Here is a 21,685-nt window from a genome sequence, read left to right as displayed (position 1 = left end):
AGGATCCGCAGATGCCGCTGACGCAAGGGCTGCGGCGCGAGCAGCGGCACGATCGTCCGCGCTCGCAATCGCCCGAAGATCAGGATTTCGCCGAGTGCGGGATGGACGACGCCGATCAAGGTCATCAGCACGCCGGCGGCCAAAAGCTGCATCTGCATCGACGACCACCCCGCATCACGCCATGCCGATATGAGCGTGCTTTCATCGATCGCGGAAGCGGCGCCGTTGTCGCGCTTTCATCCCGCGCCGGTCGGCTCTATGACGCAGCTCAGCCTGCGTTCATCTCGCCCGGCCCAGGCTGATCGCGAACCCGCCTGCTCAAGGATGGCCATGCTCAGTCTCGCCCGCCCGCTCGCTTTGTCGTTCGCCCTGCTCGTCTCCTCCATCGCGGCCCATGCCGCCGGCGACGTTGCCGTCGAGATCAGGAACGAGTCTGAGCAGGTCGCCTGCGCCGAGAAGGACAACGTCAGCATCAAGGCGATCTCGCCCGAGGTCCGGCGCTTCCGCATCGAGGCGGCGCACCCGGCCTATATCGCCGGCCTGCTGCGCGACAACTGGGACGCCGACTGGACCGATTGCGACATGACCGGCGATCCGGTCTTCAAGGCACCGGTGCCGCCGCAGCGCATCACCTTCTACGAGAGCATCGAGTACTGGCTCGTCGGCTACACCTTTGAGAGCTTCTGGCGCCCGGCTGAGACGACCTTCCGGGTCGGCGACCGCGTCGAGAAAGGCCTGCATCTCGTCCAGCTCTGGAAGCTCGGCAAGACCGGCTCCTACGAGGTGCTCGTCGTCTATCCGCAGGATGGCTACTGGCGTGTCCGGCCGCTGCCGCCGCAGCAATTGTCGGCCGCTGCCTATGGCTCCTCCTTCCTGTTCGGACCGGTCGAACAGGACGGCGCGCGGCCGGTGGTGAACATCAAGGAGATCGCGTTCGATCCCAAGACGCTCTCCTTCAAGCTCGCCTTCAAGGACGGTTCCTCCGGGACGCTCAAGCTCGACAGCGTCGACGAGAACCGCATGGTGCTCGACGCCGTGCTCGACAAACCGGTCACCGGCGGCAAGGCCTTCGCCGCGCTGCGCTCGATGTACGTCACCGAGTTCAACAACGACGTCGCCCGCATCGCCATCCGCGAGCCCGGCGCCAAGGGCTGGCGCGAGGAGGCGCTGATGCCCTTCACCGGCGGCAAGGCGACCGATGTCTGGATGGGCCGCACCACCCATTCGCGCCACAACACCTCCTCGCCCGACATGGTCTTCCGCAACTTCTCCAGGGATCCGAACCCGCCGGCCAAGCCGGAAGCGAAGAAGTAGTCTTCCGCCCCTATCGCTGGCCGCTGTTCCCTTCTCCCCTTGCGGGAGAAGGTGGCCCGCAAGGGTCGGATGAGGGGTCGCGCAGGTCTGGAAAGCTCCGGGAACGTCGCGGTGGGCTTACGGCAACGTCGCGAGCCCCCTCATCCCAACCTTCTCCCGCAAGGGGAGAAGGGGTTCCCGCGCACCTGTCCCGTCAGTTAGCGTCAGCTAGAAGCCTGTTCATGGACACCTCCACCATCATCACCCTCGCACTGGGCGCCGCTCTCGCCGGCTTCGTGCAGGGACTGTCCGGCTTTGCCTTCAGCCTCGTCGCCATGTCGGTCTGGGCCTGGACGCTCGATCCGAAGCTCGCAGCCGTCATGGCCGTGTTCGGCGGCCTGACCGGCCAGAGCATCGCAGCGCTGACCGTGCGCCGCGGCTTCGATCTCGCCCGGCTCTGGCCTTTCCTGCTCGGCGGCCTCGCCGGCATCCCGGTCGGCGTCCTGCTGCTGCCGCTGGTCGACGCCAACCTGTTCAAGCTCGGGCTCGGCATCCTGCTGGTGACGTGGTGCCCGATCATGCTGTTCGCCCCGCATCTGCCGCCGGTCCGCGCCGGCGGGCGCCTGGCGGATGGCGCGATCGGCCTCATAGGAGGCATCATGGGCGGCTTCGGCGGCTTCACTGGGGTGCTGCCGACGCTGTGGTGCAGCTTGCGCCGCATGGACAAGGACGTGCAGCGCTCCATCGTCCAGAACTTCAACCTGACGATGATCGCCGCCACCATGCTGGGCTATGTGCTGGCCGGAAACGTCACGCGCCCGATGTGGCCCGCCTTCGCCATCGTCGCGCCGGCGATGCTGATCCCCTCGCTGCTCGGCGGGCGGCTCTATATCGGGCTCAGCGAGCAGGCCTTCCGCCGCATCGTGCTGAGCCTGCTGACATTGTCCGGCGTCGCGTTGCTGGCTTCGTCGCTGCCGCGCCTGCTCGGCGCCTGATGGAGTGCCGGAGTTCGGAACGTCCTGCGCCCACGCAGGTTACCAATGACGTGCCCACCCGAACGGGCTAGCTTGCCGTCCACAATCTGACTGACGAGACTGCCCATGCCGCGTTTTGCCGCCAATCTCTCGATGATGTTCCACGAGTGGGATTTCCTCGACCGCTTCAAGGCGGCCTCCGAGGCCGGCTTCGAGGCGGTGGAATTCCTCTTCCCCTACGAGCACGCGCCGGAGAAGGTCGGTCTCGCGCTCGCCGGCGGCGAGCTCGAGCAGGCGCTGTTCAACCTGCCGCCGGGCGACTGGAACAATGGCGAGCGCGGCATGGCCGCCCTGCCCGGCCGCGAGGAGGAGTTCCGCAAGGGGATCGAGACCGCACTGGCCTATGTCCACGAGACCGGCGTCAAGCGCCTGCACATGATGGCGGGTCACGCCGATCCGAACGATCCGGCGGCGCAGCAGGCCTATCGCGCCTCGCTCGTCTATGCCGCCGACAAGCTCGGCGAACATGGCGTTGACCTCTTGCTCGAGCCGATCAACGGCAAGGACATGCCGGGCTACTTCCTCAGCGATTTCGACCAGGCGGCGGCCTATGTCCGCGAATCCGGCCGGCCGAACGTCAAGCTGCAGTTCGACATGTATCATTGCGAGCTGATCCACGGCGATGTCGGCACCCGCCTCGAGGCGCTCTACCCGCTGATCGGTCATGTCCAGATCGCCAATGCCGAGGGACGGCACGAGCCCGACGGCACGCGGCCCGACTACCCCGCGCTGTTCGCCCAGCTCGATTCGCTCGGCTATGCCGGCTTCGTTGGCTGCGAATACCGCCCGCGCGGCGGCACGCTCGAAGGCCTCGGCTGGTTCTCGCCGTGGAAGAAGCACGCGTGAGCGGCTCGAGATTCCCCCATCCGGTCCTCGTCGCCGATATCGGCGGCACCAATAGCCGGCTCTCGCTGGTACAGACGCCCGGCGCGCTGCACGAGCCGCTGGCGCGGATCAGCACCGGCGCGCATCCGACGCCCGAGGCGGCGCTCGGCGCGGTGCTCTCGACGCTGACGGTGAAGCCACGCTCGGCCATCCTCGCCGTCGCCGGCCCACTCGACGGCCGCAAGGCGCAACTCACCAATGCCAGCTGGCATTTCGACGGCCCGGTGCTCGGCCGCGCGCTCGGCTTCGAGCAGGGTTTGCTGGTCAATGATTTCGAGGCACTTGCCGCCTCTCTGGCCGTGCTCAGGGATAGCGACCTGGTCAATCTCGTCCGCGGCCAGCCGGAGCCGGAAGGCCCGCGTCTCGTGCTGGGTCCGGGCACCGGATTTGGCGCCGCCGCCCTGCTGAGGCGTGGCGAGACCGGCATGCTGGTGCCGACCGAATCCGGCCATATCGGCATCGGCCCCGAGGACCCGACCGAGGTGAAGCTCTGGCCGGCCCTGGCCGAGGGCTTACCGCGCGTCACCGTCGAGGAACTGCTCAGCGGCAGCGGCCTCATCCGCTTCCACCGGGCCATCATGCGCCAATCCGATGTGGCGGAGCCCGATGTCAGCGCCGCCGACGTCTCCGCACTCGCCCTCGACGGCAATCCCGCGGCACTGATGGCGGTGGTCTGCTTCTGGCGGCTGCTGGGACGCGTCGCCGGCGACCTTGCGCTCGGCTTCAAGGCGACGGGCGGGGTCTACCTCGCCGGCGGCATCGCCCCGCGCATCCTGCCGCTCGCCGACAAGGCGACGATCCACGCCGTCTTTGCCGGCAAGCCGCCGGTCGAGGATCTCGCCGCCCGCTTCGCCCTCAACGTCATCACCTGCGACGACCCGGCCGAACAGGGGTTAGCCGCCATTGCCGCGGCGCCGGCGCGCTTCGGCCTCGACGATCCCGCGCGCTTGTGGTTTGGCTGAGCGCAGCCGCGCTCACCCGACCTCTTTCGAAGACGATTCCCGCCTTGCCCCAGCTCTACGGCATTCAGGTCCTGCGCGCGCTCGCGGCGCTGATGGTCGCTGTCCATCACGTCCAGGGCGATGCCGGCTTCCTCGCGGCAAAGGCCGGGATCGCCTTCACGCCCTCGCAGGCCTTACCCTGGACCGCCGGCGTCGACCTGTTCTTCGTCATCTCCGGCTTCATCATGGTGCACTCTTCGGCGGGGCTGTTCGACCGACCGGGCGGGGCGCGATTGTTCATCGCCCGGCGCATCGCGCGGATCGTGCCGCTCTACTGGGCCGCGACCGCTCTCTTCCTTGCGGTGCTCCTCGTCTCGCCTGCGCTAGTGAACTCCGGAGTTCCAAGTTTCGCGCAGATCGCCGCTTCCTACCTGTTCTGGCCGATGCCGAACGCGGCAAACCAGCTTCAGCCGATCTACTCGCTCGGCTGGACGCTGAATTACGAGATGCTGTTCTACGTCCTATTCGGCGCCGCCCTGCTCGCCCCCGGACGGCTGGTCGTGCCGCTGGTTACCGTGATGCTCGCCGGGCTGGTCGCAGCACAGGCCTTCGCCGGGCCGTTGCCCCTGCCCTTCGGCTTCTGGGGCCAGCCGATCGTGCTCGAATTCGCCGCCGGCATGGCGGTCGGCCTGCTCCGCCGCAATGGCCTCAGGCTCGATGGCCGCCTGCGCTGGCTGATGGTGGCCGCCGGGATCGCACTGCTTGTGCTCGCCTCCGGCGATGGCTGGGCCCAGACCCCCTGGGGCGCCGTTGCCCTGCGCGGGCCGGCGGCGCTGCTCCTGGTTTCGGCCGCGGCCTGCGGCCGCAACGTCACTGCCCCTTCGGCGCTGGTGCGCTCGCTTGCCCTCCTGGGCGATGCTTCCTACGCGCTCTATCTCGTCCACCCCTTCGCCATGCGGGCGCTGCGCGAGGTCTTCGCCCGGCTCGCCCCAAGCGCGACCGGCTTGTTCATCGTGCTGGCGCTGGTGGCGGCCGTACTCGCGGCTCTCGCGGTCTATCACTGGTTCGAGCGGCCGATGACGAAGGCGGTGCGGCGGATGTTGCGGGCCTGAGTGAGGCGTCCCCTTCCCTTCTCCCCTTGCGGGAGAAGGTGGCCCGCAGGGCCGGATGAGGGGTCGCGCAGGTCTGGAGAGTTTTGGAAGACGCGCGTACGATCAGCGTCGCGAGACCCCTCACCCTAGCCCTCTCCCGCAAGAGGAGAGGGAACAGGTCGCGCCCACTACTTCTTCAGCCGCATCCCCTTCAGGGACTGCCCGACCACGCCACCATCGCGCCGGCGCTGGGGCCGTTTGGCGACGATCGTCTCGACATGTTCGACCTGCGGGAAATAGCCGCGCTCCAGTACTTCGAGCGTGTACTCCTCATAGGTCAAGCCGAGCGCCTCGGCCCGTTCCTGACGCCTGAGCGCGATCTCGCGCGGCTTCTTCCAGGCTTTGCGATGGGCGAAACGCCAGTCGAAAGACCGGCCGATCTCGCTTTTGTCGGTTGCCGGCTTGCGCTTCTTTTCTTCCAGCGGCGGGCCGCCATTGTCGCCGATGCGGGCGGTACGGGGCTTGCGCAGAGCCGGCTGCCTCATGAACATCATCCACTATGAGATACAAATCGCATCTCATAGTGGATCAGCTCGCGCCACCCGGCAAGGCCCTGCAGGGTGACAGGCGCGCCGCCGCAGTCTATCCCGCGCTCCATGGCTCCTCTCCTTCATCTTCGCGACGTCGCGCTCACCTTCGGCGGCCAGCCCTTGCTGGAGGGCGCGGAAATTGCCATCTCGGCCGGCGAGCGGGTCTGCCTGGTCGGCCGCAACGGCTCCGGCAAGTCGACCCTGCTCAAGATCGCGGCCGGGCTGGTCGAGCCCGATAGCGCCGAGCGCTTCGTCCAGCCGGGCGCGACCATCCGCTATCTGCCGCAGGAGCCCGACTTCTCCGGCTACAAGACCTCGCTCGCCTATGTCGAGGCGGGGCTCGGCCCCGGCGACGATGCCTATCGCGCGCAGTATCTGATCGAGGAACTCGGCCTGACCGGCGAGGAAGACCCCGCCAGCATGTCGGGCGGCGAATCGCGCCGCGCCGCACTCGCACGCGTGCTCGCGCCCGAGCCCGACATCCTGCTGCTCGACGAGCCGACCAACCATCTCGACCTCCCGGTGATCGAATGGCTCGAGCAGGAGCTGAAATCCTTGCGCTCGGCCATGGTGCTGATCAGCCACGACCGCCGCTTCCTGAGCTCGCTCTCGCGCGCCACGATCTGGCTCGACCGCGGTGTGACCCGGCGCGTCGAGCGCGGCTTCGGCGAGTTCGAGGCCTGGCGCGACGAGGTCCTCGCCCAAGAGGAACTCGACCGCCACAAGCTCGATCGCAAGATCGCCCGCGAGGAGGACTGGTTGCGCTACGGCGTCAGCGCAAGGCGCACCCGCAACCAGCGCAGGCTCGGCGAGTTGCATGGCCTGCGCGAGCAGCGCCGCACCGCCCGCCAGGCCGTCGGCTCCGTCCGACTCGAAGCGAGCGAGGCGCAGGCCTCGGGCAAGCTGGTAATCGAGGCCGTCGACGTCGCCAAGGCCTATGACGGCCGGCCGGTGGTCAAGGACTTCTCGCTGCGCGTCGCGCGCGGCGACTGCATCGGCATCGTCGGCCCCAACGGCGCCGGCAAGACGACGCTGATCAACCTGCTCACCGGCGCGCTCAAGCCCGACTCAGGGAAGGTCAAGCTCGGCGCAACGCTCGAAATGGTGACGCTCGACCAGCGCCGTGAAAGCCTCGATCCGGCGACCCCGCTCGGTGACGCGCTGACCGGCGGCGGCTCCGACCAGGTCATGGTCGGCGGCACGCCGCGCCACGTCATCAGCTACATGAAGGACTTCCTGTTCCAGCCGATCCAGCGCGGCACCGCGGTCGGCGCGCTCTCCGGCGGCGAGCGCGGCCGGCTGATGCTGGCCCGCGCTCTCGCCAAGCCATCCAACCTCCTGGTGCTCGACGAACCCACCAACGATCTCGACATCGAGACGCTCGATTTGCTGCAGGAGCTGCTCGCCGACTATGCCGGCACCGTCCTGCTCGTCAGCCATGACCGCGACTTCCTCGACAGGGTCGTCTCGTCGACCCTGATCTCGGATGGCGACGGCGTCTGGACCGAGTTTGCCGGCGGCTATTCCGACATGCTGGCCCAGCGTGGGCGCGGCGTCGGCGCCAAGGCCCGCGCCGTTCCGGTGAAGGCCGCCGCAGCGGAGCCGCAGAAGCTCACCTCAGCGGCGGGCGCGGCCAGCTCCAGGCGCAAGCTTTCCTTCAACGAGCAGCATGCGCTGAAGACCCTGCCGCAGCAGCTCGAAAAACTGCAGGCCGAAGCCGGCAAGCTCAACGCGGCACTGGCCGGGGATCTCTATACCCGCGATCCCAAGCTCTTCGCCAAGGCGACGGCAAGACTCGACGAAGTCACGCGCGAGATCGCGCAGACCGAGGAGCGCTGGCTCGAGCTCGAGATGCTGCGCGAGGAGATCGAGGCGTAAAGCGCGGGGAACCCCTCTCCCGGATGGGAGAGGGGCGGGGGTGAGGGACCGCCGCTGATTATTGAAGCGATGCAGGGCCGCTGTACCTTCTATGGATAGGGCAGGCCCTCATCCCTGCCCTTCTCCCACACGGGAGAAGGGTTCCTCGCGCCCTTCATTGCGCCGTCTCGTCCTGAGATTTTCTCGGGTCTGCGCTTCGCTTCGCCCGAGAATGACGCTGCCGCCCATACAATTCCGCTATCCGGCCAATCGCGAAAGCGTATTTATCTCGGCCGCCAAATCGCCCCACAGTCATCCGGCACAAAGCATCCGAGGGAACACCATGAGACTGAAGGGCAAGACCGCGCTGATCACCGGCGCGGCGCAAGGGTTCGGCCTCGGCATCGCCGAGACCTTCGTGCGCGAGGGCGCCCGCGTCGCCGTGCTCGACATCAACGGCGATAAGGCAAAGGAAGCGGCGAGAGCGATCGGCCGCAAGGCCTTCGCGGTCGCCTGCGACGTCGGCAAGGGCAAGAGCGTCGACAGCGCCGTGGCGAAGGTGATCGCGCGCTTCGGCCGGCTCGACATCGTCGTCAACAATGCCGGCATCAGCCATCGCAACCAGCCGATGCTCGATGTCAGCGAGGCCGAGTTCGACCGCGTCTTCGACGTCAACGTCAAGTCGATCTACCTGATGGCCAAGGCGACGGTGCCGCATTTCCGCGAGCATGGCGGCGGCGTCATCCTCAATATCGGCTCGACCGCGGGCGTCCGGCCCCGCCCCGGGCTGACCTGGTACAACGGCTCGAAGGGCGCCGCGAACCTGCTCTCGAAGTCGATGGCGGTCGAGCTTGCGCCGGACCGCATCCGCGTCAATGCCATCGCCCCGGTCGCCGGCGAGACGCCGCTGCTTGCGACCTTCATGGGCGAGGACACGCCGGAGAAGCGCAAGGCCTTCACCGCGACGATCCCCTGGGGCCGCTTCTCGACGCCGCAGGACATCGCCAACGCGGCGCTGTTCCTGTGCTCGGACGAGTCGGAGATGGTGACCGGCTCGGTGCTGGCGGTCGACGGCGGCCGCTGCGTCTGACGGCTCGAACAGGCGTCATGCTCGGGCTTGACCCGAGCATCTCAGGCAGGATGAGGCTCCAAACTGCGCCTTCTCGTCCTGAGATTCTCGGGTCTGCGCTTCGCTCCGCCCGAGAATGACGCTCAGACCATTCCCCCGCCCGTCAGCGGCAGCAGCTGCAACTGCTTGACCGTGCCGTCGAGATCGAAGGCACGGCGCTCCAGGCTGATGATCGGGGCCGTCGGCGGCCCCTCGATGCGCAGGAGATGCCAGCAGGCGAGCTCGCCATGGTCGCCGCGCGGGCCGATCGAGGCCGAGGGCACGCCGACGATCGGCACGTCATGATCGAGGCCAGGCCGCCAGGCCAGCGAGAAGCGGTGGTTGTGGCCGTGCAGGACGAGCTCGGCCCCGGCCCGGCGCAGCATCGCCTCGAAGGCATCGGCGTCGAGCAGTTCGCGTGTGCGCCGCGCGCCGCCGACATAGGGCGGATGGTGGATCAGTACGACGCGGATCAGCCCCTCGGCCTTGGCCCGCGCCAGCAGTTTCTCGGTCGCGGCGATCTGGGCCGAGCCGACGCGCCCGGTCGCCATCAGCGGCATAGTCGGGATGCCGGTGTTCATCCCGATCAGCGCGACCGGCCCTCGCTTGCGATACCAGGGATAGCCGGCCTCGCCACCGTCACTGGCGCACCAGGGCGCAAGTTCGCGCGCCAGCGCCGAAAGCGACGAGCGCGCATAGCAATCGTGATTGCCCGGCACGAAGCTGACGGTGTCGCGTGGGCCGAGCGTGTCGAGGAAGGAGAGCGCCGTCTTGAACTCGGTCGGCAGGCCGATATGAGAGACATCGCCGGTGCAGGCGATATGGTCGGGCTTCTGCGCCAGGATATCGGCGACGATCAGCCCGAGGATTTCCATGTCATGCGCATGGCGGCGTTTGCGTCGCCAGTTGACATAGCCCGTCGCGCGCTTGCCGATCAGCTCGCGCAGCGAGAACTTGGTCAGCGGCCCGAGATGCGGGTCGGAGAGATGCGCGAGCGTGAACACGCTCCAGCGCTTGCCTGCAACGCCCGCGCCGCGTCAAGCGCGACGGCGGCAACGGGCGAAGATGACGCAGCCTGAAAGGCTCAGTTGGCCGAGCCCATCAGCTCCGAGACGATGCGCGGATCGGTCAGGGTGACGGCCGGCTTCCAGACGAAGCGGGGCTTGGCGTTCAAACGGGCAGTGATGAAGGCGAGAAGCATGACAATTCCCCAGCGGTGATGCGAAGTTTGTAGCCCTCATTTAAGGCGCGTTTGTGTTATAGCGAGAGGCAGAATGGAGCTCTGATATGCACATACTGCATGAGCAGGTAATCCGACACCGGGACTTGCCTAAATCGTGAGCAACGAGGATGGATCCGGCCCGCGCGCCGGCACGACGGGAATAGAGCGGGTGCCGCAATCCCTCCGGCGCCTGGCCGGCCGCGGCCTGCACCTCTATTTCCGCCTGCGCCGCGGCATGACCCTCGGCGTGCGCGCCGCCGTGCTGAGCGAAGCCGGCGAAGTCCTGCTGGTGCGCCACACCTACACGCCCGGCTGGCACTTGCCCGGCGGCGGCGTCGAGCCCAACGAGACCTTGGCCGACGCGCTCGCCAAGGAACTGCAAGAGGAAGCGAACATCGCGCTGACCGCTCCAGCCGTGCTGCACGGCGTCTTCCTCAACCGCCATGTCTCCGACCGCGACCATGTCGCCGTCTTCGTCGTACGTACCTTCACGCAGACGGCAGTGAAGCAGCCCGATCGCGAGATCGCCGAGGCGTGCTTCTTCCCGCTCTCGGCCTTGCCGGACAAGACCACGCCCGGCACCCGCCGGCGGCTGGCGGAGATCATCGGCGGGATGGCACCGCCGGCGGAATGGTAAGCGCTATCTCAGCCCGGGCAGCATCCGGCGCAGCACCCCGTCCTTGCGGATGAAGTAATGAAAAAGCGCGGCCGCAATATGCCCGCAGACCAAAAGCGCCAGCAGGATGGCGAGCCAGCCATGGACGAAGAGCACGCGCTTGGCAGCCTCTTCATTTGGCGCGGCCAGCGCTGGCAGGTTGAACAGGTTGAACAGCGTCAGCGATGGAAACAGCGAGATGCCGATCCAACCGAGCAGCGGCACGATCAGCAGCAAGCCGTATAGAGCCCAGTGCACGATGTGCGAGCCGGCCTTCTGCCACCATTCGAGGGTCGGCTCGTCCGGCGGCGCGCCATGCACCAGCCGGTAGATCAATCGGCCGGCGCTGAGCCAGAGCACGAGGAAGCCGGTCAGCTTGTGCGTGGAATAGAGCGCATCGGTCAGGCCGTCCCAGATGTTGAGCGTGTTGCCGCGATAAGTCATGGCGAGCCCGAGCGGGACCATCACGAAGACCGCCGCGGCCGTGATCCAGTGCAGGGACCGCGCCATCAGGCTGTAGGCGTCGGCGCGTCCCGCGCTGGTCGTCACCTGGTCATGTCCCCGCGTCATGTCGCTTCGGCGCTCCCAATCACCATATTAGGCCAGGGCCCGCTGCTGCGACTATTCATCTGGTGTTCAATCTCGCGCTTTTATAGGCCAGTCTGCAATCCGCTGACGATAAGGTGGATTGCAGGCACTATCCTGGGAACCACGCAGAAACGGGCACGTTGTAGGAACGCGATATTGCATCGGATGCATCCGTCCGGGTGAGACGCGCGTAACAAGCACACTTCCTCCGCCGCTTTCGGGCGCAATCTGACGGACTTTCCGATGCCTCAGTCGCGTACGCTTTTCGGCCGACCGGGTGAAACCGATCTGGTCACCGTCGACCGCGCTCTCGCCGAGTTCCGCGCTGCCCGCCCCGTGCTGCTGCGTCATGGCGGTGACCTGGCGCTGGCGCTGTCGGCCGAGCTCGCGGAGGCCGATCTCGCCACGCGCCTCGACGACCTTTCCGCTGGCCATGCCCGCCTTGTGCTGAGCGCTGCACGCCTGCGCCGTCTCGGCGCCAAGGGCCGTGCGGAGACCGGCATCCTCGCCATGCCGGTGATCGACCTAGAGCGCATCGAGGCACTTGCACTGAAGCTCGACGCCCGCGTCGATGCGCCTGTCGGCCCGGCCGGCCCGCTCGACAATGCGGCGCTCGAACTGGCGCGCCTCGCACTGGTTCTGCCCGCGGCGATCCTCGTCCCGGTCTCGGCCGGCCAGATCGCCGGCGAGCCGTTGATCGAAGTCACCATCGAGGCCCTCAATGGCTACCGTGCCGCCCAGGTCGCACGGCTTGCCATCGTCGGCCGTGCGCCGGTGCCGCTAGAGGGCGCTCCCGACACCGAATTCGTCGTCTTCCGTGGCGGCGAGGGCCTGCGCGACCAGGTCGCGATCATCGTCGGCAAGCCGGATCTCTCGACTGCCGTGCCCGTTCGGCTGCACTCGGCCTGCCTGACCGGCGACCTGTTCGGCTCGCTGAAATGCGATTGCGGCGACCAGCTGCGCGAGACCGTGCAGTGGATGGCGCAGAACGAGGGCGGCATCCTGCTCTATCTCGACCAGGAAGGCCGCGGCAACGGCATCTCCAACAAGATGCGCGCCTACAAGCTGCAGAGCCAGGGCTGGGACACCTACGATGCCGACGAGGTGCTCGGCTTCGATCTCGACCAGCGCCATTTCGACTTTGCCGCCGCCATGCTGAAGCAGCTCGGCGTCTCCAGCGTCACGGCGCTGACCAACAACCCACTCAAGGTCGGAGCGATCAAGGCCGCCGGGCTCGAAGTCGCCGCGACCCAGCGCGTGCTCGGCCGTCCGAACGTCCACAATGTCCGCTATCTCGCCTCCAAGCGCGATCGCGCCGGGCATTTCATCGACATGGACGCGCTCATGGCGCGCGCTGCGCCCAAGGATTGATTCCAGGGCATCGCTTGAAGGAAAGCTTCGCCGTTCATGGCGAGATCAAGCCCTCCCCCCGCTTGCGGTGGGGAGGGTTGGGTGGGGGGCAGTGCCGCTCGGCACCTCACTGGGAGAAGTCCCGCGTCCTGCTTTGCGGCCCCCCATCCCTAACCCTTCCCCACCGCAAGCGGGGGGAAGGGGACGAGCCCCACCCCAAGCAACAGTTCAAGGATTGATCCCGCGCTGGGCCTAGGGCAGGAAGCCGCCATGTCCGAGCAAGCCCCTCCGGAGCACCTGGCGATCAAGCCACCCTGGCCAACCGCCAGGGTGATGCTGCTCGTCTGCGCCGGTTGGCTCGCGCTGTCCTGGCCCTGGCTCTCCGGCGCCGTCACCATACCTTGGGACGCCAAGGCGCATTTCCACCCGCAGCTGCAGTTCCTCGCCGCCGCCCTGCACAAGGGTCTCTCGCCGTTCTGGACGCCCTTCGTCTTCGCCGGCTCGCCGCAGGTCGCCGATCCGCAATCGTTGATCTTCTCGCCGCCCTTCTTCCTGATCGCCCTGCTCAACCCGACACCGGATTTCCGCTGGAGCGACGGCGCCCTGCTCGGCTCGCTGCTCGTCGGCGCGCTCTGCCTCGTCCTGCTCTTCCGCGATCGCGGCTGGCACCCTGCCGGCGCTGTCGTCTGCGCCCTCTCCTTCGCCTTCGGCGCGGCCGCCGCCTGGCGCATCCAGCATGTCGGGCAGGTGCTGAGCCTGTCCTATTTCGCGGTGACGCTGCTGCTGCTCTCCCGCGCGCTCGAGCGCAGCTCCTGGCGTTACGGTTTCGCGGCCGGCCTTGCGGCCGGCTTCATGGTGCTGGGGCGCGACCAGGTCGCGCTGCTCGGCGTCTATGTCCTCGCCGGGCTGGTGCTCGCCGCCATCGCCATGGCGGACAAGCCGCTCGCGGCACTGCGGGCGAGCGTCATACCGCTGCTGCTCGGCGTGCTCGGTGCCACGCTGGTCGCAACGGTCCCGATCCTGCTCACCGCCGTCCTGGCGGAGGAATCCAACCGGCCGGTCATCGATCTCGCCGGCGCCGGAAAGGGCTCGCTGCATCCGGGCTCGCTGCTGACCGGGTTGATCGCCAATCTCTACGGCGCGTCGGGGCCGCTGGAGAATTTCTGGGGCCCGCCGAGCCCGGCCTGGGAGAAGCGCTTCGGCCCGCTCGACCTCTACCTCGCCCGCAATATGGGCGAGCTTTATCTCGGCTTGCTGCCGATCCTGCTCGTCGCCAGCGTCGGCATCGTCCGCGGCGCCCTGCTCCGGCGCGAGATCGTCGCCCTGAGCGCCGCCGCGCTGATCGTGCTGGTCTTCGCACTCGGCCGCTACACGCCGGGCTTTTCCCTGCTCTTCCATTTGCCCGGTATCGATTTCTACCGTCGCCCTGCGGACGCACTCTTCATCCTCGGCGCGCTATTGGCTATCCTCGGCGGTTATCTCACCCATCTCGTCCTGACCGACACCGCACCACGGCCGCGCCGCTGGCAGATCGCGCTCGAGACCCTCCTGCTGCTCGCGGCTTTTAGCCTCGCGATCTGGCTGGCCTGGACGGTCGGGCGCCTGCATGTCGCCTTCGTGCCGCTGGTGACCGCCGTGCTCTGCCTGATGCTGGTCGCGGGCGCGCTGGTTGCGGCGCGGGGGCTCGCTCTGCAGGGCGCCGGCATGGCCGCGACGATCATTCTCGCGATCGCCATGGTCGTCGATCTGTCGGTCAATAACGGGCCGAGCGAATCGACCGCGCTGCCGGCCGGGCACTACGAGGTCCTGCGCGCCGACAGCAGCAACGAGACCATCGCGCTGCTGAAGCGCGAGACCGCCCGCACAGCCGGTCCCGACCGGCGCGACCGCATCGAGCTCGCCGGTATCGATTTCCACTGGCCGAACGCCAGCTTGGTGCACGGGCTCGACAACACGCTGGGCTACAACCCGCTGCGGCTCGGCCTCTACAGCCAGGCGACCGGCGCCGGCGATCATGTCGCCCTGCCCGACCAGCGGACCTTCTCGGCGCTGATGCCGTCCTATCGCTCCCTGCTCGCCGACATGCTGGGCCTGCGCTTCATCGCGACCGGCGTCCCCGTCGAAGAGATAGACAAGCGGCTCAAGCCCGGCGACCTCGTTCAGATCGCGCGCACCAAGGACGCCTATGTCTACGAGAACCCGCGCGCCTTGCCACGCGTGCTCCTCGTCACCGAGGCGCAACAGGTCGATTTCGGCGCGATCCTGAAGAGCGGGCAATGGCCTGCTGGCTTCGATCCGCGCCGCACCGTCCTGCTCGACAAGGCGGCGCCACCCTTGCCGACCGGCCCGGCACAGGCGGGCAGCGTGCGCATCCGCAATTACGGCACGACCGAGGTGCTGCTGGAGGCCGACGCGCCGCGCGGCGGCTTCGTCGTGCTCAATGATGTCTGGCAGCCCTGGTGGCAGGTCGAGGTCGACGGCAAGCCGGCCGAGCTCCTGCGCGCCAACGTCATCTTCCGCGCCGTCCAGGTGCCGCCCGGCCGCTCGACGATCCGCTTCGTTTTCCGCCCGCTCGACGGGCTCTATCACGCGATCGGCGAGCGGATCCGCAAGGCGAACCCGCCGCCGGTGTGAGACGCAGGACGCTTCTCGTCATTGCGAGGAGCAAAGCGACGAAGCAATCCAGGGAGACGTAGAGTTCTGCCGCCCCTGGATTGCTTCGCTGCGCTCGCAATGACGAAGCAGCTTACCCCAGCGCCGCCATCGCCGCGACCGGCAATGGCCGGTGCGCAGCCAGCACTCGGGCGAGCCCGTCGGGAACGACAGCGCCATCCCGGATCGTCTCGTCGCGGTGGATGCCACCTGCGATGAACAGGCTGTCGAAGCCCATCATCTTCGCGCCGGCCAAATCGGTGCGCACCGCATCGCCGATGACCAGCACGCGCGCGGGATCGACATCGCGTCCGCCCCGCGCCTCGCGGGCGGCCGCGAGCGCGAGATCATAGGCCGGGCGGTGCGGCTTGCCGGCCCAGGCGACCTGGCAACCGAGTTCCTCGTAGATCGTCGCCAGCGCTCCGGCGCAAGGCAGGAGATCATGGCCGACATGGACGACGAGATCGGGATTGCCGCAGATGAAGGGCAATCCGCGCGCAGCGAAGCGCGACAGCAGCGGCCGGTACTGTTCCGGCGTCTCGCGACGATAATCGTTGAGCTCGGTCGCGACGACGAACTCGGCTTCGGCCTCGCCGACGAGCTCGATGTCGAAGCCCGCGAACACCGCCCGGTCTCCGTGCTCGCCAATATGATAGACCTTGCGCAGATGGGTCTCGGCGATCAGCGCCCGCGTCACATCGCCCGAGGTCACCAGCCGGTCCCAGGCGGCGCGTGGCACGCGCTTCTCGTCGAGCACGCCGGCAATCTGCGCCGAGGGCCCCGGCGCGTTCGAGAGCAGCACCACCGTGCCGCCTCCATCGCGATAGCGCATCAAGGCGTCGCAGGCCGGCCCGAGCGCCAGCACGCCGTCATGGACGACACCCCAGACATCGCTGATCAGCACGTCGTAGCGGGCGAGCAGTTCGCCCGCTTCCATCAGGACAGGAACGCTCATGCCCGGCCAGCCGCTTCCTTGGCGATGCGCGCCTCGACTTCGGCCCGTCTTGGCAGTGGTGCAACCGCACCATAGTCCTGCGTCGACAGCGCCGCCGCGACGTTGGCATAGGCGCCGGCCGTGAAGGCATCGCCGGTGCGGATGTATTCGGCGAGGAAGGCGCCGTCATAGCAATCACCGGCGCCGGTCGCGTCGATCGCATCGACCTTGATCGGCACGAAGCGCTGGCGGCTGGAAGGGGTCGCGACCAGCGAGCCCTCATGGCCGAGCGTCAGCGCCACGACCTTGGCGCCGAGCTTCAGGTAGAAATCGACGATCGCATCCGGCTGCTCCAGCCCGGTGAGCAGCTTCGCATCGCCATCGCCCGGCAGGACGATGTCGGCCATCTCGCAGGCGGCATGGATGATCGCCCGCGCCCGTGTCAGCGGCCAGAGCTTGAGCCTGAGATTGGTGTCGTAGGCGGTCAGCACGCCGTTCTCACGCGCCGTCGCGAAGGCCTCGAACACCGCATCGCAGGCGCTCGCCGAGATCGCCTGACTGATGCCGGAAGCCTGGATCACCTTGGCCGAGGCGATGACATCCTTCGGCAATTGCGCCGGGCCATAGAGGCTCGCAGCCGAGCCAGCCCGCAGATAGGAGAAGACGTGGCCCTGCGGGCCATGCGCGACGAAATAGAGCCCGGTCGGCGCGGAAGGGTGCGTCGAGACATGCCTATCGTCGACGCCCTCCTGCGCCCACAGCGTCCGGAATGAACGGCCCGGCTCGTCATCCCCCAGTGCGCCGATATAGGCGACGCTCGCGCCCTGCCGGGCTGCCGCGATCGCACAATTGGAGGTGTCGCCACCCAAGCCGAAGCGATAGGCACCGGCCTCGCCTCGTGTCGCGTTGAACTCGCCGAGGGGCTCACCGATACAAACGATATCCGTCATCATCCCAACCGAAACCGCCGGCCGCGAGCGCGGCCCGGTCCTCCCTAGAACATGTTCGGCAAAAGTGGAAAGGCCTCGCCGAACCGGCGCCTATTCCGCGGCCTCGCGCCTCTCCGACGCCGTCAGCAGCGCATCGGCCAGCCGCACGATCTCCTGACGCAGGGCCGCTTCGCCGGCAGCCTTGCCACCGCTCTGCTTGCGCAGCGCCGCGAGTTCGCGCTTGAGCCCGGCCCGGTCGGCCCGTGCCTGATCGCGGGCGCCCTGGACGGTGCCGAGCTCGGCATGCAGTGCCTCGACTGTCTCGTCGCGCTCGCGCAAGGCCTCGCGGTGAGCCGCCGCTTCGCTGGCCAGCTGTCCCTTCAAGCGGGCCTCGGCCGCAGCAGCCGCTTCGATCTTGCCTTCGAGCGCCTTGATCCGGGCCAGCGCCTCGGCGTGCTCCAAGGATGCCTGCGTCACGGCCGCCTCCTGTCGTGCGATCTCGGCGCCGAGCTTGACGGCGTTCGCATCGGCAGCACGCAGCGAGGCCTCGGCCTCGCTCGCGCGTGTCGAAAGTGCATCGGCGCGCAGCCTCTCGCTGTCGCGGTCCAGCGTCATGCCGGAGAGGCTCGCACGCGCTTCGGCGAGCGCCGACTCGGCCATTGTCAGCCGCGCCGACAGGTCGTCCCGCTCGGCGTCCAGCGTCAGCCGCAATGTGCCTGCCTCGATCAGTGCGACCCGCTGGCCATCGGTTTCGCCGCGCAGCACCGTGAGCGCCTGGTCGCGTTCGGCGAGCTTGGTTTCAAGCTGGGTGTGAAGCGCCCGGAGCTCGGCGAGTTCCTGGCTGCGCGCCGCCAGATCGGCAGAGCTGCCCTTGAGCGCCTGGCGGGTCTCGGAAAGCCGGGCCTCGATGGCGGCCAGATCAGAGATGCGGGTCGAAAGCGCCGCCTGCGTCGTCTGATGCCCGGTGCTCTCCCCGGCCAGCGCCTCGCGCATCTCCGCGAGTTCCTGCGTCCTCTGCGCCAGCTCGGTTTCGAGATCGGCGATCTTCCGCCGTCGCTCGGCCAGGTCGGTTTCGAGCCGGCCTATCGTCATGTCGCGCCGGCCGAGCTCGCTCATCGCGCTGGCCCTGGCGACGAAATCGCTTTCCGCCTTCTGCTCCAGCGCCCGCTCGCGGATCGCCTGCTCCGCGCGCAAATGGTCGCGATCGGCTGCGATTTCGGCGAGCGACAGCGGAAACGCGGTCTCCGCCCGGCGCCGAGCCAGCCGATCGGCCCGGCGGCTCAGAGCCGGCAACGCCGAGAGGGCGAGCAGGCTGGCCGACAGAAAGCCGAGCGCCACGAGCATGACGGCTTCGATCAAGGCAGGGCAGCTCCAGTTTCTGCGGTCAGCCCGAGATCAGGCTGCCATGCCTTGCAAGATAAGACCAGCAGCGCCGAATTGTCAGATCAGAACGGGTTCCAGGTCGCTTGCGGCGTGAATTTCAGGTAACCGAGATTGACACCGAGGCGCCAGCCGACGCCGGTGCGGATCGGCACGACCGTCACGCCGCCAGCCGTCAGCGCGGTGAAACCGAAGCCGCCGACGAAATAGACCGAGCCGTCGACTCCGCCGAAACGCTGATAGAGCGCGCCCACGCTCGGCAGATTGTAGATCAGCATCATGGTGCGGGCGCCATCGCCGCCGAAATCGAAGCCGACGGACGGTCCCTGCCAGTACACCTTGCGGTCTCCGGCATTGCGGGTGAACAGCGTGCCCTCGCCATAACGCAGCCCGCCGACGAAAGCGCCGGACGCTTCCTGGCCGAGGACATAACCGTTCGGCTCGCCCCAGCGACGCACCGCCTCCTCGATGGTGAGGGCAAGACCGCGCGAGACATTGCCGAAGAACTGGTGGCCGGAGGTGACCAGCTCGTTCTGCGAAAAGGAACGCTCGTTCTGCTGAGCGGCGGCAGGACCGACGGCGAAGCCTGCGCCGAGCAGCAGGGCGCTGGCGAGCAGGGTGCGGCGGGTATGGTTCATCTCATCGTCTCCAGGCAAGCGCCGGGCATGGGCATTCGGCCTCCTGCCGGGTGGCGTCGACGGTGGGTCGTGCGAATCCTCGTGACCACGGTAACCTCCTGGATACGCTGTATGTGTATCCAAGCGGTGAACCGCGACGCAGAACGCGCCGTGACGCGACTTGAAGCCAAGGATTGGTGTCGATGAAGGCCGCAGCAAGGCATGCCGGGATCGTCCTCGCCGGCATCGGATTAAGCTGTGCGCTTCCCTTCGCAGCCGTAACGAGCTCTGCCTCAGCCCTTCCCCCGGGGTTGCCGCAACTGCCGAGCCTCGGTGAGACCATGCAGCGCGACAACCGCTCCGGCTTCGCGCTCTCCGGTTTCGATCCCGTCGCCTATTTCCTGAACGACGCCGCGGTGCCGGGGCTGCCCGAGTACGAACTGATCTCTGACGGAACCGTCTGGCGCTTTGCCAGCGCCGCCAATCGCGATGCCTTCCGCGAGGCGCCGGAGGTCTATACCCCGCGCTTCGGCGGCTTCGATGCCAGCGGCGTCGCGGAGGGGCGTGTTGTCGATGCCGACCCGCGCCGCTTCGCCGTCATCGGATCGCGCCTCTATTTCTTTCGCAGCGACGAGAATCGCCAGCGCTTCCTCACCGAGGCGACATTGCGGGCGAAAGCCCAGGAACGCTGGCCTGCCGTGACGGTCTCGATCGCACGCTGAGCCCGCGCAGCGGCAGCATATTCTAGCAGCGGCAGGTCGCCGCCTTCTCGATCGCAAGCCTGGCCAGCCTCTCGCAGCTCGCAGCGACGAAGGGCGGGTTGCGGAAATCGCGATCGACATTGCCGTAGACGGGCTTTTCGCCGTCGAGGGTCAGCACCACACCGCCGGCAGCTGCAAGGATCGCATCGCCCGCGGCAATGTCCCATTCCATCGTGGCGCCGCCGCGCACATGCAGGTCAGCCTCGCCGCTGGCGATGAGCCCGAACTTCACGGCCGAGGACACCGGCGCGCCCTCCCCCTTCGCAATCGCGGCCGCGACACCGGCGCTCACCGTGTCGCCGTGGAAACGGCTGACCAGCATCAGCGGCCCGTCTGTCGGCTCGGTGCGGACATGGACTTCACGCGCTGCACCCAGCGGCGCCGCTTCTGCGTCCAATGCCTGGGCGAAGCTCCGCTCTCCGCCATACCAGAGCCGGCCTATAGCGGGGGCTGCGAGCGCCCCGGCGAGCGGCCGGCCATCGCGGATCACGGCGATGGCGACGCAATAGCTGTCTCCGGAGGCCAGGAACTCGCGCGTGCCGTCGAGCGGGTCGAGCAGGATGAAAACTGCCGACGGTGCCACGTCGCCGACACTCTCCTCGCTGATCACCGGAAAGCCAGGCAGCAGCTCGGCCAGCGCCTGCTTCGCGGCAAAATCCGCGGCGAGGTCGGCAGAGCAGACCGGCGAGCCGTCCGCCTTGAGCTTGACGTCGCGCGCCGCCCGCTTCGCCAGCAGGACGGCCGCCGTGCGCCGCGCCGCTTCGCCGAGCGAGCGTGCAAGCCCATCCCGATCGCTCAGGCGTGGATCATCGTAAGCGATGGTCATCGTCGAACCAGTCTCGCCGGCGCCGTGTGCTGCTCTTCATCCCATGCCGGGCGGCGCCTCCGGCGATTTCATCACCCTAGGTAGTGTATCGCGCGCTAAAGAAAAAGCCGGCTCGCCTTCTGGCAGCCATCTTGCCCCGGCATGCCGGAGCGGAATGCTCCGACCGCAGGACCCTCCCGGCTATGGTTAACCAGCTGCAAACCAGCGTGGCGCATGCTGCACCATCGACATTGGGCGCGTACCGCCCTGATTCTCTTGACCGCAGGACCAGATCATGACCGCCATCTCACTCGAGCCGCTCGATCTGGCCGCGCTTCTCTGCAGCCGCGTCTGCCATGACGTGATCAGCCCGGTCGGCGCGATCGTCAACGCGCTCGAAGTGCTCGAGGAAGACGATCCCTCGATGAAGGATTTTGCGCTCGACCTGATCAAGAAGAGCGCGCGCAATGCCTCCGCCCGCCTGCAGTTCGCGCGGCTCGCCTTCGGCGCGGCTGGCTCGGCCGGAGCGATGATCGATCTTGGCGACGCCGGCGCTGTCGCCAACGGGTTTCTCAACGACGAGAAACTCTCGCTCGACTGGGAGGCGCCGCGCGCCCTCCTGCCGAAGAACCAGGTCAAGTTGGTGCTCAATTTGCTCGTTCTGGCGACGCAGGCGATCCCGCGCGGCGGCAAGATCACTTGCCGGGCCACCGTCACCGGCGAGCAGGGCAGCTTCGCCATCACCGCTACGGGCTCGCATGCGCGCATTCCCGCCCATGTCGAGGAGCTGATCGCCGGGCGCTCCGAAACTGGCGTCATCGACGCTCATGCGGTCCAGCCGCTCTATACCGGCCTGGTCGCCCGCGCCGCCGGGATGAAGATCGCCTTCGCGATCGAGGGCGATACCGTCGGCATCAATGCGGAAGCCGCCTGAGCGCCAGGAAAACAGCATCTGGTGAATGTAATATTGCGCGGTTTCCGCTCGCTCTCAAC

General features: G+C 67.8%; 21 protein-coding genes. 13 read left to right on the top strand and 8 right to left on the bottom strand.

Going from position 1 to position 21,685, the window contains the following annotated elements:
- Positions 1-11 precede the first annotated feature (11 nt).
- The 6 genes from ACSQ24_RS05660 to ACSQ24_RS05635 all read left to right on the top strand — a co-directional run bounded on the left by ACSQ24_RS05660 (position 12) and on the right by ACSQ24_RS05635 (position 5,265).
- Positions 12-302, top strand: a complete 291-nt coding sequence (locus ACSQ24_RS05660; RefSeq protein WP_436093745.1) for a hypothetical protein — start codon at positions 12-14, stop codon at positions 300-302.
- 28 nt (positions 303-330) lie between these two features.
- Positions 331-1,314 carry a hypothetical protein gene (locus ACSQ24_RS05655; RefSeq protein WP_436093744.1) on the top strand — a complete coding sequence of 328 codons (984 nt, stop codon included), beginning with the start codon at positions 331-333 and terminating at the stop codon, positions 1,312-1,314.
- A gap of 221 nt (positions 1,315-1,535) precedes the next feature.
- Positions 1,536-2,288, top strand: a complete 753-nt coding sequence (locus ACSQ24_RS05650) for a sulfite exporter TauE/SafE family protein (protein WP_436093743.1) — start codon at positions 1,536-1,538, stop codon at positions 2,286-2,288.
- Between the two features lie 105 nt (positions 2,289-2,393).
- Positions 2,394-3,173: a 2-oxo-tetronate isomerase gene (gene otnI / locus ACSQ24_RS05645; protein WP_436093742.1), complete on the top strand. Its 780-nt coding sequence runs from the start codon at positions 2,394-2,396 to the stop codon at positions 3,171-3,173.
- Positions 3,170-4,174 (top strand): glucokinase, encoded by a 1,005-nt coding sequence (locus ACSQ24_RS05640; RefSeq protein WP_436093741.1) that lies wholly within the window; start codon positions 3,170-3,172, stop codon positions 4,172-4,174. Before otnI ends, ACSQ24_RS05640 begins: the two co-directional genes overlap by 4 nt.
- A 44-nt stretch (positions 4,175-4,218) precedes the next feature.
- Positions 4,219-5,265: an acyltransferase family protein gene (locus ACSQ24_RS05635; RefSeq protein ID WP_436093740.1), complete on the top strand. Its 1,047-nt coding sequence runs from the start codon at positions 4,219-4,221 to the stop codon at positions 5,263-5,265.
- A 167-nt stretch (positions 5,266-5,432) separates the two neighbouring features.
- Here the strand turns inward: ACSQ24_RS05635 and ACSQ24_RS05630 are convergent, their stop codons facing one another.
- Positions 5,433-5,789: a hypothetical protein gene (locus tag ACSQ24_RS05630; protein WP_436093739.1), complete on the bottom strand. Its 357-nt coding sequence runs from the start codon at positions 5,787-5,789 to the stop codon at positions 5,433-5,435.
- Positions 5,790-5,900: 111 nt separating this feature from the next.
- On the opposite strand from ACSQ24_RS05630, the gene ACSQ24_RS05625 reads away from it, so the two are divergent.
- A complete protein-coding gene (locus tag ACSQ24_RS05625; protein ID WP_436093738.1) occupies positions 5,901-7,712 on the top strand; it encodes an ABC-F family ATP-binding cassette domain-containing protein in 1,812 nt (603 codons plus the stop codon).
- Between the two features lie 322 nt (positions 7,713-8,034).
- Complete coding sequence (locus ACSQ24_RS05620; protein WP_436093737.1) at positions 8,035-8,781, top strand: glucose 1-dehydrogenase; 747 nt, start codon at positions 8,035-8,037, stop codon at positions 8,779-8,781.
- Positions 8,782-8,903: 122 nt separating this feature from the next.
- Here ACSQ24_RS05620 and ACSQ24_RS05615 read toward each other — a convergent pair whose 3' ends face one another.
- Complete coding sequence (locus ACSQ24_RS05615) at positions 8,904-9,803, bottom strand: metallophosphoesterase family protein (protein ID WP_436093736.1); 900 nt, start codon at positions 9,801-9,803, stop codon at positions 8,904-8,906.
- Between the two features lie 387 nt (positions 9,804-10,190).
- Between ACSQ24_RS05615 and ACSQ24_RS05610 the strand changes: the two genes are divergently transcribed.
- Entirely contained in the window at positions 10,191-10,658 is a 468-nt protein-coding gene (locus ACSQ24_RS05610) for an NUDIX domain-containing protein (RefSeq protein WP_436093735.1), read from the top strand.
- A gap of 3 nt (positions 10,659-10,661) precedes the next feature.
- On the opposite strand, the gene ACSQ24_RS05605 is transcribed toward ACSQ24_RS05610, so the two are convergent.
- Positions 10,662-11,246, bottom strand: a complete 585-nt coding sequence (locus ACSQ24_RS05605; RefSeq protein ID WP_436093734.1) for a cytochrome b — start codon at positions 11,244-11,246, stop codon at positions 10,662-10,664.
- A 261-nt stretch (positions 11,247-11,507) separates the two neighbouring features.
- On the opposite strand from ACSQ24_RS05605, the gene ribA reads away from it, so the two are divergent.
- Together ribA and ACSQ24_RS05595 are read left to right on the top strand one after the other, a co-directional pair.
- Entirely contained in the window at positions 11,508-12,635 is a 1,128-nt protein-coding gene (ribA, locus tag ACSQ24_RS05600) for a GTP cyclohydrolase II RibA (protein WP_436093733.1), read from the top strand.
- A gap of 249 nt (positions 12,636-12,884) precedes the next feature.
- Entirely contained in the window at positions 12,885-15,248 is a 2,364-nt protein-coding gene (locus tag ACSQ24_RS05595) for a hypothetical protein (protein WP_436093732.1), read from the top strand.
- A gap of 112 nt (positions 15,249-15,360) precedes the next feature.
- On the opposite strand, the gene ACSQ24_RS05590 is transcribed toward ACSQ24_RS05595, so the two are convergent.
- The 4 genes from ACSQ24_RS05590 to ACSQ24_RS05575 form a co-directional block, all read right to left on the bottom strand.
- Positions 15,361-16,221 (bottom strand): TIGR01459 family HAD-type hydrolase, encoded by an 861-nt coding sequence (locus ACSQ24_RS05590; RefSeq protein ID WP_436093731.1) that lies wholly within the window; start codon positions 16,219-16,221, stop codon positions 15,361-15,363.
- A complete protein-coding gene (locus tag ACSQ24_RS05585) occupies positions 16,218-17,150 on the bottom strand; it encodes a sugar kinase (RefSeq protein WP_436093730.1) in 933 nt (310 codons plus the stop codon). The genes ACSQ24_RS05590 and ACSQ24_RS05585 overlap by 4 nt, the downstream gene beginning before the upstream one ends.
- A gap of 90 nt (positions 17,151-17,240) precedes the next feature.
- Complete coding sequence (locus ACSQ24_RS05580; protein WP_436093729.1) at positions 17,241-18,488, bottom strand: hypothetical protein; 1,248 nt, start codon at positions 18,486-18,488, stop codon at positions 17,241-17,243.
- An 86-nt stretch (positions 18,489-18,574) separates the two neighbouring features.
- A complete protein-coding gene (locus ACSQ24_RS05575; RefSeq protein ID WP_436093728.1) occupies positions 18,575-19,147 on the bottom strand; it encodes a DUF1134 domain-containing protein in 573 nt (190 codons plus the stop codon).
- 320 nt (positions 19,148-19,467) lie between these two features.
- On the opposite strand from ACSQ24_RS05575, the gene ACSQ24_RS05570 reads away from it, so the two are divergent.
- Positions 19,468-19,848, top strand: a complete 381-nt coding sequence (locus tag ACSQ24_RS05570) for a YHS domain-containing (seleno)protein (protein WP_436093727.1) — start codon at positions 19,468-19,470, stop codon at positions 19,846-19,848.
- Positions 19,849-19,870: 22 nt separating this feature from the next.
- Here ACSQ24_RS05570 and ACSQ24_RS05565 read toward each other — a convergent pair whose 3' ends face one another.
- Positions 19,871-20,713, bottom strand: a complete 843-nt coding sequence (locus ACSQ24_RS05565; protein WP_436093726.1) for a 3'(2'),5'-bisphosphate nucleotidase CysQ family protein — start codon at positions 20,711-20,713, stop codon at positions 19,871-19,873.
- A 274-nt stretch (positions 20,714-20,987) separates the two neighbouring features.
- Between ACSQ24_RS05565 and chpT the strand changes: the two genes are divergently transcribed.
- On the top strand, positions 20,988-21,626 hold the full coding sequence (gene chpT, locus ACSQ24_RS05560; RefSeq protein WP_436093725.1) for a histidine phosphotransferase ChpT: 639 nt from the start codon (positions 20,988-20,990) through the stop codon (positions 21,624-21,626).
- The last annotated feature ends 59 nt before the right edge of the window (positions 21,627-21,685 follow it).

This window comes from Allobosea sp. LjRoot237, assembly GCF_964253285.1.
GTDB lineage: Bacteria > Pseudomonadota > Alphaproteobacteria > Rhizobiales > Beijerinckiaceae > Allobosea.
The sequence above is the reverse complement of the archived record's forward strand: the minus strand, read 5'-3'. Positions and strand labels throughout refer to the sequence as shown.

Bases quoted from the DNA above. Each gene is read 5' to 3' on its own strand.
- ACSQ24_RS05660 (WP_436093745.1), top strand. From the start codon at position 12: ATGCCGCTGACGCAAGGGCTGCGGCGCGAGCAGCGGCACGATCGTCCG.
- ACSQ24_RS05655 (WP_436093744.1), top strand. From the start codon at position 331: ATGCTCAGTCTCGCCCGCCCGCTCGCTTTGTCGTTCGCCCTGCTCGTC.
- ACSQ24_RS05650 (WP_436093743.1), top strand. From the start codon at position 1,536: ATGGACACCTCCACCATCATCACCCTCGCACTGGGCGCCGCTCTCGCC.
- otnI (WP_436093742.1), top strand. From the start codon at position 2,394: ATGCCGCGTTTTGCCGCCAATCTCTCGATGATGTTCCACGAGTGGGAT.
- ACSQ24_RS05630 (WP_436093739.1), bottom strand. From the start codon at position 5,789: ATGAGGCAGCCGGCTCTGCGCAAGCCCCGTACCGCCCGCATCGGCGAC.
- ACSQ24_RS05625 (WP_436093738.1), top strand. From the start codon at position 5,901: ATGGCTCCTCTCCTTCATCTTCGCGACGTCGCGCTCACCTTCGGCGGC.
- ACSQ24_RS05620 (WP_436093737.1), top strand. From the start codon at position 8,035: ATGAGACTGAAGGGCAAGACCGCGCTGATCACCGGCGCGGCGCAAGGG.
- ACSQ24_RS05605 (WP_436093734.1), bottom strand. From the start codon at position 11,246: ATGACGCGGGGACATGACCAGGTGACGACCAGCGCGGGACGCGCCGAC.
- ribA (WP_436093733.1), top strand. From the start codon at position 11,508: ATGCCTCAGTCGCGTACGCTTTTCGGCCGACCGGGTGAAACCGATCTG.
- ACSQ24_RS05595 (WP_436093732.1), top strand. From the start codon at position 12,885: ATGTCCGAGCAAGCCCCTCCGGAGCACCTGGCGATCAAGCCACCCTGG.
- ACSQ24_RS05590 (WP_436093731.1), bottom strand. From the start codon at position 16,221: ATGAGCGTTCCTGTCCTGATGGAAGCGGGCGAACTGCTCGCCCGCTAC.
- ACSQ24_RS05585 (WP_436093730.1), bottom strand. From the start codon at position 17,150: ATGACGGATATCGTTTGTATCGGTGAGCCCCTCGGCGAGTTCAACGCG.
- ACSQ24_RS05575 (WP_436093728.1), bottom strand. From the start codon at position 19,147: ATGAACCATACCCGCCGCACCCTGCTCGCCAGCGCCCTGCTGCTCGGC.
- ACSQ24_RS05570 (WP_436093727.1), top strand. From the start codon at position 19,468: ATGCAGCGCGACAACCGCTCCGGCTTCGCGCTCTCCGGTTTCGATCCC.
- ACSQ24_RS05565 (WP_436093726.1), bottom strand. From the start codon at position 20,713: ATGACCATCGCTTACGATGATCCACGCCTGAGCGATCGGGATGGGCTT.
- chpT (WP_436093725.1), top strand. From the start codon at position 20,988: ATGACCGCCATCTCACTCGAGCCGCTCGATCTGGCCGCGCTTCTCTGC.